We start from the raw sequence: 16,492 nt of genomic DNA on the forward strand, positions 1-16,492 counted from the left end.
GTATCCATGTCCCACCGTCCGTTCCCCGGGCGCCGTAGCGTCCTGCGCGGCTCCCTCGCCGCGTCGGCGGCCCTGTCCCTGCCCACCGCGCTCGGCGCGGCGCCCGCCTTCGCGCGCTCGGGGCGTCCCGCCGCGGGCTGGGGTGTCCAGGCGGGCGACGTGACCTGCGACTCCGGGCTGGTGTGGGTGCGCTCCGACCGGCCGGCCCGGATGATCGTCGAGACGTCGGCCACCGAGTCGTTCCGCAACCCGCGCAGATGGCACGGCCCGCTGCTGGGCTCCGGCACGGACTTCACCGGCACGACCCGGCTGCGCGGCCTGCCGCCCGGCGAGCAGATCCACTACCGTGTGCTGCTCGCCGACCCGGACGACCCGCGCCGCACGGGCGAGCCGGTCACCGGCACCTTCCGTACGGCCTCCGTGAAGCGGCGCGACGGGGTGCGCTTCGTCTGGTCCGGCGACCTGGCCGGTCAGGGCTGGGGCATCAACCCGGAGTTCGGCGGCTACACGATCTACAACGCGATGGCCGCGCTGGACCCCGACTTCTTCCTGTGCAGCGGTGACAACATCTACGCCGACGGCCCGATCAGCGCGACCGTGGCCCTGCCGGACGGCCGCACCTGGCGGAACGTCACCACCGAGGAGAAGGCGAAGGTCGCCGAGACGCTCGGGGAGTTCCGCGGCAACTTCCGCTACAACCTGCTCGACGAGAACCTGCGGGCCTTCAACGCCCGGGTGCCGTCCATCATCCAGTGGGACGACCACGAGGTCACCAACAACTGGTACCCGGGCGAGATCCTCACCGACGCCCGGTACACCGAGAAGCGCGTCGACGTGCTCGCCGCACGGGCCCGCCAGGCGTTCTCGGAGTACTTCCCGATCTCCACGCTGCGCCGCCCCGACGGCCGGGTCTACCGGGTGCAGCACCACGGCCCGCTGCTGGACGTCTTCGTCCTGGACATGCGCACCTACCGCAACGCCAACTCCCCCGGTACCCAGCCCGTCGACGCGCAGGGCATCCTGGGGCGCGAGCAGCTGGAGTGGCTCAAGCGCGAGCTGTCCCGCTCCCGGGCGGTGTGGAAGGTGATCGCCTCCGACATGCCGCTCGGCCTGGTCGTGCCGGACGGCACGGACATCGAGGCCGTCGCCCAGGGCGACCCGGGCAAGCCGCTCGGCCGTGAGCTGCAGATCGCCGAGGTGCTGCGGCACATCAAGCACCGGCGGATCACCGGCACGGTGTGGCTGACCGCCGACGTGCACCACACCTCGGCCCAGCACTACCAGCCGTCGAGGGCCGCCTTCACCGACTTCGAGCCGTTCTGGGAGTTCGTCTCGGGCCCGCTGAACGCCGGTGCCTTCCCGGCGAGCGCGCTGGACGCGACCTTCGGCCCCGAGCGGGTGTTCGTGAAGGCCCCGACCACCGCCAACGTCTCCCCGGCCGGCGGTTACCAGTTCTTCGGCGAGGTCGACATCGACGGCGGCAGTGGCGAGCTGACGGTGCGTCTGCGCGAGCAGGACGGCACCGTGCTGTTCACCAAGGTCCTTCAGCCGGGCCGGGTCGGCCAGTAGGCACGGAACGCAACGTTTGAAGCGTCGACAATGGGGGGAAACTGGCCCCTTTACCCTCTGGTCACAGTGCGTTCTCGATGACGCAACACCGTTCCGTCACAGTGGGTGCATGACGCGAGAAGTGACCCAGGTGCCGCACCGGAACGACGACTGCCGACCCGCCACCCGGTGGCAGCGGTTCGCGGAGGCGTTCCGGTCCCGGCGAACGCGACGCCACGAACACGCGCCGCCGACGAGTGATACCGAGTCCCCGGCACCGGAGCCGGTGCCGGGGGCGCACACCCTGTGGCGGATGCGGACCACGGTGAAGGACGAACCGGGATCCCTGGCCGCCCTGTGCGCGGCCCTGGCCGGACACCGGGTCGACATCCTCAGTCTCCAGACGCATCCGCTGGCCGAGGGCACGGTGGACGAGTTCCTGCTGCGGGCCCCCGGCGACCTGCCGGCCTCCGCGATCACCACGGCGGTCTCCTCGGCCGGCGGCAGCGACACCTGGATCGAGCGGGCCGACGCGCACGACCTGGTGGACGCGCCGACCCGGGTGCTCTCCCTCGCCGCCCGCACCGCCCTGGACGCGGCGGAACTGCCGCTGGCACTGCGCCAGTTGCTGGGCCGGTGCACCATCCGCTCGCAGCCCGCACCGGCCGGTGGCGACCGGATGGCGGGCGGCCTGCCCGTGGAGGGCGCCCTCGACGACACGGTGATGCGGCTGCGCGCCCCGGAGGGCGGAGTGATCACCGTGGAGCGGCCCTATCTGCCCTTCACCCCGACCGAGTTCGCCCGGGCCCGGGCCCTGGTCGAACTGGACGCCCGGCTCGGGCCGCGCGTCCCGCGCGGCCGGGACGTGCTGACCCTCGCCGAGGGCAGCGACATCACCGTGCGGCGGGCCGACACCCGTGATCTGGGGGCGGCCAGGGCGATGCACGAGCGGTGCTCGGCGCGCACGCTGAAGCTGCGCTACCACGGGCCGGTCGGCGATGCCGACCGGTACCTCAACCACCTGCTGAGCCCGCGCTTCGGCCGCACCCTCGCCGTGCAGACCGCCTCCGGGCGGATCGTCGGGCTCGGTCACCTCCTGTGGGACGGCGACGAGACGGAAGTCGCGCTGCTCGTCGAGGACGCGTGGCAGCGGCGGGGCGTGGGCGCGGAGCTGCTGGGACGGCTGGTCGCGCTGGCCCGTGAGGCCGGGTGCGCGAGTGTGTACGCCGTGACGCAGGCGTCCAACACGGGGATGGTCGCCGCGATGCGAGGGCTCGGGCTGCCGCTCGAGTACCAGGTCGAGGAGGGGACCCTGGTCATCACGGCGCGGCTGGACGAGTCCGTGGTGACCACGGGTGCGGAGGAGCTGGGGAGCGCCTCCGCGCCGTAGGGGCGTGCGTCAGCGGGCGGGTGCGGGTGCGTGGTGGCTGGTCGCGCCGCTCCCCGCGCCCCTTTCGGAGCGCTTCAGGGCCTGGTCGAGATCCGACCAGAGGTCCTCCACGTCCTCCAGGCCCACGGACATGCGCAGCAACCGGTCGCTCACCCCCGCTCCCCTGCGGTCCTCCGCGTCCACGATGCGGTGACTGATGGACGCCGGGTGCTGGATGAGGGTGTCGACGCTGCCGAGGCTGACCGCCGGGGTGATGAGCCGTACCCCGGCGATGACCTCGTGGGGGTCGCCGTCGACCTCGAAGGCGACCATGGCGCCGCCGATGCGCGGGTAGTGGACGCGGACCACGCGCGGGTCGGCGGCGAGGCGGCGGGCGAGTTCGGCCGCCGTGGCGGAGGCGGCCCGGACCCGGACCGGCAAGGTGGACAGGCCCCGCAGCAGCAGGTAGCCGGCCAGCGGGTGCAGGACGCCGCCGGTGGCGAAGCGCACCTGCCGCAGCCGCCCCGCGAACTCCTCGTCGCAGGCGACCACGCCCGCCAGCACGTCCCCGTGCCCGCCGAGGTACTTGGTGGCGCTGTGCAGCACCAGCCGCGCCCCCTGCCCGGCCGGGCGCTGGAGGACCGGCGTGGCGAAGGTGTTGTCCACCAGCAGCGGCACCGAGCCGCAGGCGTGCGCCACGGCCCGCAGGTCGACCTCGGCGAGGGTCGGGTTGGCCGGGGACTCCACCATGACCAGACCGGTGTCCGGGCGCAGCGCGTCGGCGACACCGGACGGGTCGGTCCAGGTGACCTCCGAGCCCAGCAGCCCGGCGGTGAGCAGGTGGTCGCTGCAGCCGTACAGGGGGCGCACGGCGACGACGTGACGCAGGCCCAGCGCGCCGCGTACGAGGAGGACGGCGCTCAGCGCGGCCATGCCGCTGGCGAAGGCGACCGCCGCCTCGGTGCCCTCCAGGCGGGCCAGCGCCGTCTCGAAGCGGGCGACGGTCGGGTTGCCCAGCCGCCCGTACACGGGCGGGCCGTCCGGCTCCGCGCCGGTGGCGGCGAAGGCGTCGATCCGGGCCGCCTCGCCGCGGCTGTCGTACGAGGGGTAGGTGGTGGACAGGTCGATCGGCGGGGCGTGCAGTCCCTGCCGGGCGAGATCCTCCCGGCCGGCGTGCACGGCCTCGGTGGCGAGTGCTCGCGGTGCGGTGCGTACGTCGTCGTAGGCGCCCATGCTCGCTGTGTCCATGACGGAAGGGTGAACACCGGCCGGGTCGGCGGCGGCGAACCCCGTGCTACGTTCGGCCGATGGCCGATTCTGTCGTACTGGACCCGGTTGATCTTCACCTTCTGCGGCTGTTGCAGAACGACGCCCGGGCGACGTACCGGGATCTCGCCGCGCAGGTCGGGGTGGCGCCGTCGACCTGTCTGGACCGGGTGGCCCGGCTGCGGCGCTCGGGGGTGATCCTCGGGCACCGGCTGGAGCTGGATCCGGCCAAGCTGGGGCGAGGCCTGCAAGCGTTGCTGTCGGTGCAGGTCAGGCCGCACCGGCGGGAGCTGGTCGGGCCGTTCGTGGAGCGGATCCGGGCGCTGCCGGAGTCGCGGACGGTCTTCCATCTGACCGGTCCCGACGACTATTTGGTCCATGTCGCGGTCGCCGACATGGCCGATCTGCAGCGGCTCGTGCTGGACGAGTTCACGGCGCGGCGGGAGGTGGCCCGGGTGGAGACCCGGCTGATCTTCCAGCAGTGGGAGTGCGGGCCGCTGCTGCCGCCTTCGCCCACGGCTCAATCCGCGTGACGTGCGCGGTCCGTCGTACGAGGATGGCCGCATGTCAGAGATCAAGAGCCCGCTGCCCCGTGAGGTCGCCGACGCGTACGTCGACGAACTCGTCGCCCTCGACCCGATCACCGGCACGTTCCTCGGCGTCTCCGAGAGTTCCAGCAGGCTGCCCGACACCTCCCCCGCGGGCCAGGAGGCGCTCGCGGAGCTGGCGCGCCGGACGCTGGCCCGGCTGGACGAGGCCGAGCGGCGGCCCGGCGCGGACAGCGACATCGAGCGCCGCTGCGCCCGGCTGCTGCGCGAGCGGCTCACCGCCGAACTCGCTGTGCACGAGGCCGACGAGAGCCTGCGCTCCGTCAGCAACCTCAGCTCGATCGCGCACGCGGTGCGCCAGGTGTTCACCGTGACCCCGGCGCAGACCGAGCAGGACTGGGCGGCGATCGCCGAGCGGCTGCGCGGGGTCCCGGCGGCGCTGGAGGGCTACCGGGAGTCCCTGGCGCTCGGCCTGGAGCGCAAGCTGTACGCCGGGCCCCGCGCCACGGCCACGTTCGTGGCGCAGCTCGGCGAGTGGGCCGACGCGGACGGCCGGGGCCGGGGCTGGTTCGAGCAGTACGCGGCCGCCGGCCCCGAGGCGCTGCGCACGGAGCTGGACACGGCGGCCCGGACGGCCACGGAAGCCGTGGTGGCGCTGCGCGACTGGATGCGGGACGTGTACGCACCGGCGATCGAGGGCGCGCCGGACGTGGTGGGCCGGGAGCGGTACGCGCGCTGGGTCCGCTACTTCAACGGCACCGACCTCGACCTGGACGAGGCGTACGCCTACGGCTGGTCCGAGTACCACCGCCTCCTCGGCGAGATGAGGGCCGAGGCGGAGAAGATCCTGCCGGGTGCGGCCACGCCGTGGGTGGCGCTGGCCCATCTCGACGAGCACGGCACGCACATCGAGGGCGTCGACGAGGTGCGCGACTGGCTGCAGGGCCTGATGGACGAGGCGATGGACGCGCTCGACGGCACCCACTTCGACCTGGCCGAGCGGGTGCGCCGGGTCGAGTCGCGCATCGCGCCACCGGGCAGCGCCGCGGCCCCGTACTACACGCCGCCGTCGGACGACTTCTCCCGCCCGGGCTGCACCTGGCTGCCGACCATGGGCAAGGACCGCTTCCCGGTCTACGACCTGGTGTCGACCTGGTACCACGAGGGTGTGCCCGGCCACCACCTGCAGCTGGCCCAGTGGAAGCACGTGGCGCAGGACCTCTCCCGTTACCAGGCGAGCGTCGGCATGGTGAGCGCCAACGCCGAGGGCTGGGCCCTGTACGCGGAGCGGCTGATGGACGAGTTGGGCTTCCTGACCGACGCGGAGCGCCGGCTCGGCTACCTGGACGCGCAGATGATGCGGGCCGTGCGCGTGATCATCGACATCGGCATGCACCTGGAGCTGACGATCCCGGACGACTCGCCCTTCCACCCCGGCGAGCGCTGGACGCCGGAGCTGGCGCAGGAGTTCTTCGGCGCGCACAGCAGCCGGCCCGCCGACTTCGTGGAGAGCGAGCTGACCCGCTACCTGTCCATGCCGGGGCAGGCCATCGGCTACAAGCTCGGCGAGCGGGCCTGGCTCCTGGGCCGCGAGAACGCCCGCAGGCGCCACGGCGACGCCTTCGACCCGAAGGCCTGGCACATGGCGGCGCTGTCCCAGGGCTCACTGGGGCTGGACGACCTGGTGGACGAGCTGTCCGCCCTGTGATCAGCGTCGGAAGCCGCCCTCGGAGTTGATGACCTCGCCGGTGATCCAGCCCGCCTCGTCGGTCGCGAGCCAGGCGATGAGGCGGGCCGGATCGTCGGGCATCCCCCACCGGCCGGAGGGGAAGCGAGCGGCGACGGCCTCGTAGTCCGCGCCGGTCAGGTAGTCCGTGTCGACCGGGCCGGGGTTGACGGTGTTGACCGTGATCCCCTGCCCGGCGAGCGCGGACGACAGGGAGCGGGTGATGGAGGCCAGGGCGCCCTTCTGGAGGGCGTAGGCGATCTCGCCGTGCATGCCACCCGCGATGTCCTGGCCAGAGGTCATCATCACGACGCGCCCTCCGGGGCCGGCGGGCCGCAGCCGGGCGTGCGCCTGGACCAGCAGCAGCACGGACCGGGTGTCGACCGCCCAGTGCCGGTCGAGCATCGTGGCGTCGATCTCGTCGAGGGTGCCGTCGAAGCCGCTCTGCGCGTGGTTGGCGACGAGGATGTCGAGGCGTCCGCCGAGCGCGTCGGCGGCACGGGCGACGAGTTCGGCGGGCGCGGCCGGGTCGGCCAGGTCGCCCGGGCCCGCGAGGATCCGGGCGGCCGGGTCGCCGAGCGCCTCGCGCACCGAGGCGAGGACGTCCTCGGGACGGTCGGCGCCCCAGGGCTGGGCCGCGTCGTGCGGCACGTGGTGGTGGAGGTAGACACTCGCCCCGTAGGCGGCGAGGCGGCGGGCGACGGCGTGCCCGATGCCGCCGCGGCGGCTGGCGCCGGTGACCAGCGCGGTCCGCCCGCGCAGGGGCAGGGGGTCGCGGCGCAGTTCGTCCCGGGTGGGGTGGGGAAAACGTGGCATGGATGATCCTCGAGAACTCGTGAGGCGGAGCTTCCGCGGCCGGTCGCGGCCACACGGCGGAGCGGCACACCAGTACGGCCCCGGTCCTGAGGGCCGGCTAGCGCGGCGCCAGCAGGCGGAGCTGGATCAGGTCCAGCCAGGTCTCCGGACCGGGCTGGACCCGTGCCGCGCGGACGGCGTAGCGGCCCGGCTCCAGGGGGACGCGGACCTGGTCGATGTCCGTGGGGCCCGTGCCGGGCCAGGCCGCGTCGAACAGCAGGACGGAGCCGGGCACGTTCCAGAGCACCTCCGGCTCCCACTCCGCGGTGGCGATCGCCGACGGGACGCCGGCCAGCAGTTCCGCCTCGGAGTTGCCGGCCCGCCACCGGACGAAGGCGCCCTCGTCGGGCAGGTACGCGGTGGAGGCGGGCTCGTCGCCCAGGACGAGGGCGGTGCAGTCGCCCACCGGCAGCAGTCCGACGCTTGCGTCCACCTCGCAGGCCCGGTCGTAGTCCGACGCCGTCTCCTCGCCGTCGGCGCCCGCCCAGAACGGCAGGACGGTCTCGGGCACCGCTATCAGCGGCCCGCCGCCCGACTCCACCCACTCCACGACGCCCGGTTCCGCGTATCGCACCATGGCGCACGAACCTACAGGGTCAAGTCGCGGTGTGATCAAGGGGGTTCAGCAGCCGCAGTCCCCGCCGTCCACGGGCGCCGTCAGCGGGTCGGCGTCCCGGCGCTCACCGCCCTGCCGGGTCTCGAACGTGAAGCCCTCACGCACCCAGTACTCGAAGCCACCGAGCATCTCCTTGACCCGGTAGCCGAGTTCGGCGAGGGCCAGGGCCGCCCGCGCGGCCCCGTTGCAGCCCGGGCCCCAGCAGTACGTCACGACCGGCACCGCCGGGTCCAGGAGCTGTCCGGCCCGCTCGGCCACGAGCGCGGTCGGCAGGTGGAGGGCGCCGGGGAGGCGGCCCCGGTCCCAGGCCTCGATCGAGCGGGAGTCGACGAGGACGAAGCCGGGATCGCCGCCGGACGCGAGCGCGGCGGCGACGTCGGACACGTCGGTGTGGAAGGCGAGGGAGGCGCGGAAATGGGCTGCGGTCTCGGCCGGCGCGGCGGGGGCGACTCGCAGGACGGGGTTCACGGTGGTGGTCATGACCAGAAAGCTACGGCCGCCGAACCGCTCCCTGAAGCGGCGATCCGCTGCGTTCGGCTTGATCCGCCGGGGATTTCCCTGCTATCCCTCGGCCATGACCGCGTATTCCCCGGACGCCACCGACTGGCGCATCCTCGACGTCCTCCAGCGCGAGGGCCGCGCCAGTTTCGCCGAACTGGCCCGTGCCGTCTCCATGTCCGCGAGCGCGGTCACCGAACGCGTGCGGCGCATGGAGGAGGCCGGGGTCATCCAGGGGTACGCGGCGGTGGTCGACCCGGAGCGGCTCGGGCTGCCGATCCTGGCGTTCGTGCGGCTGCGCTACCCCAACGGCAACTACAAGCCCTTCCACGACCTCGTCGCCGTCACGCCGGAGATCCTGGAGGCGCACCACGTCACCGGCGACGACTGCTTCGTCATCAAGGTGACGGCCCGCTCGATGCGCCACCTGGAGGAGGTGTCCGGGAAGATCGGCGCCCTGGGCTCGGTGACGACGAGCGTCGTGTACTCCTCGCCCCTCCCCCGGCGCCCCCTGGGCCGCTGAGCTCAGCCCGTGCCGCGCTGCCGCAGCACCGAACCGGAGCGGCCCTTGACGACCTCCAGCTGGGCGTGGATCCGCCGCCGCAGGTCGGGCACGTGGCTGACGATGCCGACGCTGCGGTCGCGTTCGCGCAGCGAGTCGAGGACGTCGAGGACCTCGTCGAGGGTCTGGTCGTCGAGACTGCCGAAGCCCTCGTCGATGAAGAGGGTGTCCAGCCGCACCCCGCCCGCCTCGTCCGTGACCACGTCGGCGAGGCCGAGGGCGAGCGCGAGGGAGGCGAAGAACGTCTCGCCGCCCGACAGCGTCGCCGTGTCGCGCTCGCGGCCCGTCCAGGCGTCGACGACGTGCAGCCCGAGCCCGCTGCGGCCGCGCCCGGTGCGGTCGTCGGAGTGGACGAGGGTGTAGCGGCCGGACGACATGCGCCGCAGCCGCACGGTCGCCGCGGCGGCGACCTGTTCCAGCCGGGCCGCGAGGACGTACGACTCCAGGCGCATCCGGCGTTCGTTGTCGGCGGACGTGCCGGCGGTGAGCCCGGCCATGCGGGCGACCCGGTCGTGCTCCTCGCGCAGCGGCCCCAGCCGGCGCACGGCTTCGGCCGCCCGGGCGGAGAGCCGGTCGAGTTCGGCACAGCGCCGGCCCGCCGCGTCGTGCGCGGAGGCGGCATCGCGCACCCGCCGGGCGGCGAGGTCGGCGGCCCGTTGCGCCGACTCGACGTCCGCCCGGGGCTCCTGGGCCGCCGCGGCCGTGTCGGCCTCGGCGAGCACGGCCCGTACGGCGGCCTCCTCGGTCTGCCAGGCGTCGAGCCGGTGCTGCAGCTCCCGGTGGGCGGCGGGGTCGAGCAGCGCGTCAGCCGCCGCCTGCGGGGTCTCGAAGCCGGCGCGGAAGGCGGCGTCGGCGAGCCGCGCGTCGGCGTCCTTGAGCCGCTGGGCGGTGTCCTCGGCGACCCGGGCGGCGTCGGCGGCGTCCGTGAGCAGCGCGGTACGCCGCTGCAGCTGCGCGGCCCGTGCCGCGACGCTGTCCAGCTCGCCCCGCGCGAGGTCCAGCTCCTGTTGCAGCGCGGCCCGTTCGCGGTCGAGCCGCTCCCGGTGACCGACCCGGGCCGCGGCCCGCACGGCGGCTTCCTGCCGGGCGGCGACACGTCGTTCGTACTCCTGCCCGGCCTGCCGCAGCCGCTCCTGCGCGGAGTGCAGCTCGGCGGCGGCGCTCCGGGCGTGCGCGTACTCCCTCTCCAGCTCCTCCACCTCGGCGGCCAGGTGCGCGGTGGGCGTGTCACCGGCCTCGGCGGAGGCGGCGGCCAGCGCCTCACGTACGGCGGCGAGGCGCTGTTCCTGGTCGGCGCGCTGCGCGTCGGCGCGCCGGTAGGCGGCGAGGGCCTGTTCCTCCGCCTCGCGGTCGACGTGCCCGGCGACCTTGCGGGCGGGGGCGGGGTGCTCGGTGGCGCCGCAGACGGCGCAGGGCGCGCCGTCGGTGAGCTGCGCGGCCAGTTCGGCGGCGATGCCGGTGAGGCGCTGTTCCTTGAGTTCGAGCCAGTGCTGCTGGGCGCGCAGCGCCTCCTGCCGCACGGAGCGGACCTGCTCGACGGCCCGGTCGGTGTCCTCGGCGAGCTGGTCGCGCAGCCGGGCCGCCCTCAGGCGCTGCCGGGCGGGTTCGCGCCGGACGGCGAGCTGTTCGGCGCGGGACGCGGCCCGCTGCGCGGAGTCGACCTGCTCCTGCAGGGCGGCGCGGGTCTCCTCCCAGCCGTCGAGCCAGGCCTCCGCCTCGTGCAGGAGGTCGGCGTCGGCGCGCTCCTGGCGGTCCAGGCCGGTGCGTTCGTCGAGGAGTTCGGCCAGGCGCCGCTCGGCGCGGCGGGCGGAGTCCAGTCCGCCCAGTTCCTCGGCGGCGCGACGGGCGGCGGCGGCGAGTCCGGCCGCGCCCTCGCCGGCGAAACGCTCGGGCAGCAGCGCACGCGCGCGTGCCTCGGCGTCGGCCGCCCTGCGGTGTTCGGCCTCGGCGGACTCCCGCAGCTCCAGGGCGGGCGCGACCGCCTCGGCCTTGCGGGCCCGCTCCATCAGCGCCTGCGCCCGGCGGTACGCCTCGGCGCCCTGCTCCAGGAGCGCCGCCTTCTCCCGCGCGTCGGCGAACCGCCGCTGCAGCCGGGCGAGTTCGCGTACGTCGTCCAGGGCACGGCCGGTGGCGGCCTGCGCGGACTCGGCGGCGGCGAGCCGGCACGCGGCGACGGTGAGCTGCTCCCGGGCGGTGCTGCGGGCGACGGCGGCGGCGCTCAGCACGGCCTCGGCGAGCCCGGGTTCGCCGGGGGCCAGTTCCGGCAGCTCCATGGCGTCGCCGGCGGCCTGCTGCATGCGGTGGGCGTCGGCGAGCAGCGCGGCGTCGCCCTCCCGGACCCGGGTCTCGGTGGCCCGGCGGCGTTCGGCGAGGCGCTTCTCCACGTCGGCGAAGCGGCGGGTGTCGAAGAGGCGGCCGAGGAGCTTGCCGCGGGCCTCGGCGTCGGCGCGCAGGAACCGCGCGAAGTCCCCCTGCGGCAACAGCACGACCTGGCAGAACTGCTCCCGGCTCATGCCGAGCAGCTGGGTGATCTCCTCGCCGATCTCCTGGTGGGAGCGGCTGAGGTCCTTCCACGCCCCGGCCGTGGCGTCGTACTCGCGCAGCCACGTCTGGGCCTTGTCCACCGTCGTGCCCGTGCCACGCTTCTTGGGGCGTTCCCAGGGCGGCTGGCGGGTGACCTCCAGGCGGCGTCCGGCGACGGTGAGTCGGAGCGTGACCTCGGTGCGGGTGGCGGGGGCGGCGTGGTCGCTGCGCAGGGTGGTGCCCTGCCCGCCGCCCTGCCGGGCGCCCGGGACCGAGCCGTAGAGGGCGTAGCACACCGCGTCCAGGACGGATGTCTTGCCCGCGCCGGTCGGTCCGTGCAGCAGGAACAGCCCGGCCGCCGACAGCTCGTCGAAGTCGACGGCCTGAGTGCCTCCGAAGGGCCCGAAGGCGGTGATCGTGAGCCGGTGGAGCCTCACCGGGCCACCTCCCGTACGGCCTCGTCGGCGCGCACCGCGTCGAAGGCGTCGCGCAGCACCCCCTGCTCGTGGGCGTCGGGTCCGGCGCCGCGCACATGGGCGACGAAGTCCTCGGCGATCTGCTGGTCGCTGCGGCCGGCCAGGCGGCGGGCGTAGGACACCTCCGGGTCCTCCTCGGCCCGGTCGGGTTCGAAGACGAGGCTGAGGGTGTGCGGGAAGCGCGCGGCCAGCCGGGCCATCGGGTCCGCCGGGCGGACCGGGTCGGTGAGCGTCGCCTCGACCCAGGCCTCCTCGTGCCGGGCCAGCTCCGGGTCGGCGAGCAGCTCCTCCAGGGGACCCCGGATCCGGGCCAGGGGGCGCGGCACCGGGCAGTCGACGCGTTCGGCGGTGACGGAGCCGTCGGCGGCGAGGTCGACGAGCCACATGCTCTTGCGGTGGGCCGCCTCCGAGAAGGAGTAGGGCAGCGGGGAGCCGGAGTAGCGGACGCGGTCGGTGAGGGTCTGGCAGCCGTGCAGGTGCCCGAGCGCCACGTAGTCGACGCCGTCGAACACGCCGGCGGGCACCGCTGCGACGCCGCCGACGGTGATGTCCCGCTCGCTGTCACTGGGCTCGCCGCCGGTGACGAAGGCGTGCGCGAGGACGACGGAGCGCGTGCCGGGCGCACGGCCGGCGAGGTCGGCGCGGACCCGGTCCATGGCGGCGGCGAGCACGGCCTCGTGGCCGGTCTTCTCCACCCCGAACTCGTCCTTCACCAGGGCCGGTTCGAGGTAGGGCAGTCCGTAGAAGGCGACGTCGCCGTGGGCGTCGGACAGCACCACCGGGGTGCCGGCCGCCGACGGCTCGGTCCGCAGATGGATACCGGCCCGCCCGATCAGGCCCGCGCCGACGCCCAGCCGGCGGGCCGAGTCGTGGTTGCCGGAGATCATCACCGTGGGCACGCCGAGATCCGCGAGACGGTGCAGGGCGTCGTCGAACAGCTCGACCGCGGCGAGCGGCGGCACCGCCCGGTCGTACACGTCTCCCGACACCAGCACCGCGTCCACGGCCCGCTCCCGCACGGTCGTGACGAGGTGGGCGATGAACTCGGCCTGGGCCCCGAGCATGTTGACCCGGTGGAACGCCCGGCCGAGGTGCCAGTCGGAAGTGTGCAGCAGTCTCATGATCCCCCGAGACTAACCGCCGGGTCTGACAGCACGGGTGGTTACTCCCGTATCGACCGTCATCTCCCGCCACGAAAGCGACCGTTATGACCGCTTCGATGCGTAACGTCAGGCGTCCCCGTACGCCTCGCCGCCCGGCTCGAAGCCGGCCGTGCCGGAGGTCACGTCGGCGAGCCAGGCCCGGAAGGGCGCGACGTCCGCGTCCGGGAGGGCGATCTCGATGGTGACCGCCTCGCCGTAGCTCACGTCCCGGACCTCGCGTCCGGTGGCGCGCAGGTCGTTCTCCAGCTTCCCGGCCCGCTGGTGGTCGACGGTGACCGTGGCGAGGCGGAACCTGCGGCGGGTGCGCGTGCCGAGGGCGTCCAGGGCCTCGCCGACCGCCCCGCCGTACGCGCGGATGAGACCGCCCGCGCCGAGCTTGACCCCGCCGTAGTAGCGGGTGACGACGGCGACGACGTACCGCATGTCGCGGCGCAGCAGCATCTGGAGCATGGGGACGCCGGCGGTGCCGCCGGGTTCGCCGTCGTCGCTCGCCTTCTGCACGGAGGCGTCGGCGCCGATGACGTAGGCCCAGCAGTTGTGGCTGGCGTCGGCGTGCTCCTTGCGGACCGCGGCGATGAACGCCTGGGCCTCCTGCTCGGTGGCCGCCGGTGCGAGGGCGCACAGGAAGCGGGAGCGGTTGACCTCGGTCTCGTGAACGCCCGCGCGGGCGACCGTGCGGTATTCGTCCTGCATCGGGCCAGCCTATGCGCGGGCCCGGGGCTACTTCCTCGCGCCCCGGGGCACGGTCAGGGACGTCAGCAGCGCCGTGCCGGGGCCGAGGTCCCGCCAGGTCGTGCCGCGCCAGGACAGGACGGCGATCGCCGAGGTGGGGAACTTGGTGCGGACCCGTTCCAGGGTGTCGTCGAGGCCGTCGCGCGCCAGGGCGAGGACCAGTTCCTCGAGGCCCGGGTTGTGGCCGATCAGCAGCAGCGTCTCCACCTCGGCGGGCACCTCCCGCACGACGGTCAGCAGACCGGCGGGCCCTGCGGCGTACAGGCGCCGGTCGTGGCGGACCGGCGGGGGCGTGCCCCACTCGGCGGCGGCCAGCTCCCAGGTGCGGCGGGCGCGTACGGCGGTGGAGCACAGGGCGAGGTCGGGCAGGCAGTCGGCCTCGGCCAGGGCCCGCCCGGCGGCGGGGGCGTCGCGGCGGCCGCGGGGGGCCAGCGGGCGTTCGTGGTCGGCGACGTCCACGGGCCAGGCGGACTTGGCGTGCCGCAGCACGACCAGGCGGCGCAGCGGACCGGTGCCGGCACGTTCGATCATGAGGAGGTTCCCAGGTCGCGGGTGAGGTCGAGGGCGAGGAGGCGGTCGGCGTGGGCGTAGGTCTCGAAGCGGGCGCCGTCCGGCAGTTCCGGGTCGCTCTCCACCCGGCGCAGGACCTCCAGCACCCCGGGCACGTCGAGGTCGTCCTCCCAGGCGTCGCGCAGCCGCGCCCGCACGTCGTCGGGGACGGGCCGCGACGGCCGGCGGGCCCACCGGGCGACCGCCGTGCGCCAGCGGGCCAGGGTGGTGCGGGCCTCCTCCAGGGCGGCCTCGTCCAGCCGGACGCCGGCGCTGTGGTGCCGGGCGAACAGTGCGAGACGCAGGACGGCGGGGTCGGCGGGGTGGGCGGGGTCGGCCGGGTCGGCGGCGCCGGGAGGGCCGGAGGGTCCGGGAGGGCCGGAGGGGCGGGGCGGGTCGGGCCGTACCGGCGCGACGGCGATCCGGAGCCCGTCCGGTGCCGTGCCGCCCTCCGCCGCGACGTGGACGACCTGGGCCTCGCCCAGGCCCGCGCCGACGTCGTGGCTGTCCTCGAAGGGGCGGATGCCGAGGGCCGTGGCCCGGGCCCGCAGCTCGGCCTGGCGGTGGCCGCCGGTCAGCATGGCCCACACGGGTGTGCCGCCGATCTCCAGGGCCCGCACGAGCAGGTCCGCGACGAGCAGCACCCGCAGGTCCGTCGGTTCGGAGCCGGGCGCGTGTGCCTCGACTCGCGTCAGGCCACGGCGGGCCGGGGCGGCGGCGGCCGGCTCGCCGGTACGGGCGTCGATGATGCGCAGCACGAGGCGAGCGTAGGCGGGTGGGCCCGGACGCGCAGTCATGCGCGCCGCTTTCCGGTCACCGTGGCGGACCCGTCCGGGCCGTCGCTCAGTGCAGCGTGCCCAGGAACCGCACGTGGGGACGCCCCTCGGGGCCGTCCGAGTGAACGGCGGCCCGCACCCCGTACACCTCGGCGATCAGCTCCTCGGTGAGGACGTCGGCCGGCGTTCCGCCCGCCACGACCCGGCCCGCGCACAGCACGACGACCCGGTCGCAGTACATCGCCGCGAGGTTGAGGTCGTGCAGGGCGACGACGGTGGTGACCGGCAACCGCGCGACCAGGGCGAGCAGGCCCAGCTGGTGGTGGATGTCGAGGTGGTTGGTGGGCTCGTCCAGGAGGAGTTCGCGGGGCTCCTGGGCGAGCGCGCGGGCGATCTGGACGCGCTGGCGCTCGCCGCCCGAGAGGGTGTGCCAGCGCCGGCCGGCGCGGTCGGCGAGGCCGGTGCGCTCCAGGGCGGCCCGCACGGCGCGCTCGTCGTCCGCCGAGGCGGGTGTCCAGGCCCGCCGGTGCGGAATGCGGCCAAGGCGTACGACGTCCTCCACCGTCAGCTCGACCTGGCTGTCCGACTGCTGCTCGACGACGGCGAGGCGGCGGGCGACGGTACGGCGGGGCAGGTCGCCCAGCGGCGTGCCGTCGAGGGTGACGACCCCCGCGGTCGGGGTGAGCAGCCCGGCCAGCAGCCGCAGGAGCGTGGACTTGCCGGAGCCGTTGGGGCCGAGGACGCCGACGGTGGAGCCGGGCTCCGGCGCGAGGACGACGCCGTCGAGGATGAGACGTCCGTCGGTCCGACGCCCGACCCCGTCGGCCCGCAGCCCGTCGCTCCGGCACCCGCCCCACTCGGCTCGCACGTCGCCGGCCGGCCGCCCGGGCCCCTCGGCCCCTTCACCTCGCGCCTCGCCAGCCGGTCGCCCGGGCCACTCAACCCCCTCGCCCGACGCCTCGCCGGCACGGAGCCCAGCCCGCTCAGCCCCCTCGCCCCGTGCCCCACCGGCACGGCGGCCGACCCGCCCAGGCCCCTCGACCCGCCCGGCCCGCACCTCGCCGGCATAGCGACCGGCCCGCTCAGCCCCCTCGCCCCGTGCCTCACCGGCACGGCGGTCGGCCCGCTCAGCCCCCTCGCCCCGTGCCTCGCCGGCACGGCGGCCGTCCCGCCCGGGCCTCTCGCCTCGCGCCTCGCCGGCACGCAGCCCAGCCCGCTCAGCCCCCTCGCCCCGCGCCTCGCCGGCACGGCCCCCGGTCCGCCCGGCCCGGCGGCCGGTGCTGTC

At 75.1% G+C, this 16,492-nt stretch carries 15 protein-coding genes; 5 read left to right on the top strand and 10 right to left on the bottom strand.

The features are described from left to right. Positions 1-6: 6 nt before the first annotated feature. On the top strand, positions 7-1,569 hold the full coding sequence (locus ABTZ58_RS21330; protein ID WP_351358787.1) for an alkaline phosphatase D family protein: 1,563 nt from the start codon (positions 7-9) through the stop codon (positions 1,567-1,569). A gap of 109 nt (positions 1,570-1,678) precedes the next feature. After that, complete coding sequence (locus tag ABTZ58_RS21335; RefSeq protein WP_351358790.1) at positions 1,679-2,938, top strand: GNAT family N-acetyltransferase; 1,260 nt, start codon at positions 1,679-1,681, stop codon at positions 2,936-2,938. Between the two features lie 9 nt (positions 2,939-2,947). On the opposite strand, the gene ABTZ58_RS21340 is transcribed toward ABTZ58_RS21335, so the two are convergent. Further along, positions 2,948-4,165 (bottom strand): trans-sulfuration enzyme family protein, encoded by a 1,218-nt coding sequence (locus tag ABTZ58_RS21340; RefSeq protein ID WP_351358793.1) that lies wholly within the window; start codon positions 4,163-4,165, stop codon positions 2,948-2,950. 59 nt (positions 4,166-4,224) lie between these two features. On the opposite strand from ABTZ58_RS21340, the gene ABTZ58_RS21345 reads away from it, so the two are divergent. Both ABTZ58_RS21345 and ABTZ58_RS21350 read left to right on the top strand, forming a co-directional pair. Beyond that, positions 4,225-4,716 carry an Lrp/AsnC family transcriptional regulator gene (locus ABTZ58_RS21345; RefSeq protein ID WP_351358796.1) on the top strand — a complete coding sequence of 164 codons (492 nt, stop codon included), beginning with the start codon at positions 4,225-4,227 and terminating at the stop codon, positions 4,714-4,716. 31 nt (positions 4,717-4,747) lie between these two features. Next, positions 4,748-6,439 carry a DUF885 domain-containing protein gene (locus ABTZ58_RS21350; RefSeq protein WP_351358799.1) on the top strand — a complete coding sequence of 564 codons (1,692 nt, stop codon included), beginning with the start codon at positions 4,748-4,750 and terminating at the stop codon, positions 6,437-6,439. Here the strand turns inward: ABTZ58_RS21350 and ABTZ58_RS21355 are convergent, their stop codons facing one another. The 3 genes from ABTZ58_RS21355 to ABTZ58_RS21365 all read right to left on the bottom strand — a co-directional run bounded on the left by ABTZ58_RS21355 (position 6,440) and on the right by ABTZ58_RS21365 (position 8,408). Continuing rightward, positions 6,440-7,273, bottom strand: coding sequence for an SDR family oxidoreductase (locus ABTZ58_RS21355; protein WP_351358802.1), 834 nt, complete (start codon positions 7,271-7,273; stop codon positions 6,440-6,442). A 97-nt stretch (positions 7,274-7,370) separates the two neighbouring features. Beyond that, on the bottom strand, positions 7,371-7,889 hold the full coding sequence (locus ABTZ58_RS21360) for an immunity 21 family protein (protein WP_351358805.1): 519 nt from the start codon (positions 7,887-7,889) through the stop codon (positions 7,371-7,373). A gap of 45 nt (positions 7,890-7,934) precedes the next feature. Next, positions 7,935-8,408: a rhodanese-like domain-containing protein gene (locus tag ABTZ58_RS21365; protein ID WP_351358808.1), complete on the bottom strand. Its 474-nt coding sequence runs from the start codon at positions 8,406-8,408 to the stop codon at positions 7,935-7,937. Between the two features lie 94 nt (positions 8,409-8,502). Between ABTZ58_RS21365 and ABTZ58_RS21370 the strand changes: the two genes are divergently transcribed. After that, positions 8,503-8,949, top strand: coding sequence for an Lrp/AsnC family transcriptional regulator (locus ABTZ58_RS21370; protein ID WP_309093817.1), 447 nt, complete (start codon positions 8,503-8,505; stop codon positions 8,947-8,949). 2 nt (positions 8,950-8,951) lie between these two features. Here ABTZ58_RS21370 and ABTZ58_RS21375 read toward each other — a convergent pair whose 3' ends face one another. The 6 genes from ABTZ58_RS21375 to ABTZ58_RS21400 all read right to left on the bottom strand — a co-directional run bounded on the left by ABTZ58_RS21375 (position 8,952) and on the right by ABTZ58_RS21400 (position 16,075). After that, a complete protein-coding gene (locus tag ABTZ58_RS21375) occupies positions 8,952-11,948 on the bottom strand; it encodes an AAA family ATPase (protein ID WP_351358812.1) in 2,997 nt (998 codons plus the stop codon). After that, entirely contained in the window at positions 11,945-13,108 is a 1,164-nt protein-coding gene (locus ABTZ58_RS21380) for an exonuclease SbcCD subunit D (RefSeq protein ID WP_351358815.1), read from the bottom strand. The genes ABTZ58_RS21375 and ABTZ58_RS21380 overlap by 4 nt, the downstream gene beginning before the upstream one ends. Positions 13,109-13,216: 108 nt before the next feature. Then, positions 13,217-13,843: a YigZ family protein gene (locus tag ABTZ58_RS21385; RefSeq protein ID WP_351358818.1), complete on the bottom strand. Its 627-nt coding sequence runs from the start codon at positions 13,841-13,843 to the stop codon at positions 13,217-13,219. Between the two features lie 27 nt (positions 13,844-13,870). Further along, a complete protein-coding gene (locus ABTZ58_RS21390; protein WP_309093821.1) occupies positions 13,871-14,413 on the bottom strand; it encodes a SixA phosphatase family protein in 543 nt (180 codons plus the stop codon). Continuing rightward, the gene (locus tag ABTZ58_RS21395) at positions 14,410-15,228 is read right to left on the bottom strand and encodes a hypothetical protein (protein ID WP_351358821.1); all 819 of its coding nucleotides are present in this window, start codon (positions 15,226-15,228) and stop codon (positions 14,410-14,412) included. Before ABTZ58_RS21395 ends, ABTZ58_RS21390 begins: the two co-directional genes overlap by 4 nt. A 46-nt stretch (positions 15,229-15,274) precedes the next feature. Beyond that, the gene (locus ABTZ58_RS21400; RefSeq protein ID WP_351358824.1) at positions 15,275-16,075 is read right to left on the bottom strand and encodes an ABC transporter ATP-binding protein; all 801 of its coding nucleotides are present in this window, start codon (positions 16,073-16,075) and stop codon (positions 15,275-15,277) included. Between the last annotated feature and the right edge of the window lie 417 nt (positions 16,076-16,492).

This window comes from Streptomyces sp. NPDC094143 (assembly GCF_040303825.1).
Lineage (GTDB): Bacteria > Actinomycetota > Actinomycetes > Streptomycetales > Streptomycetaceae > Streptomyces.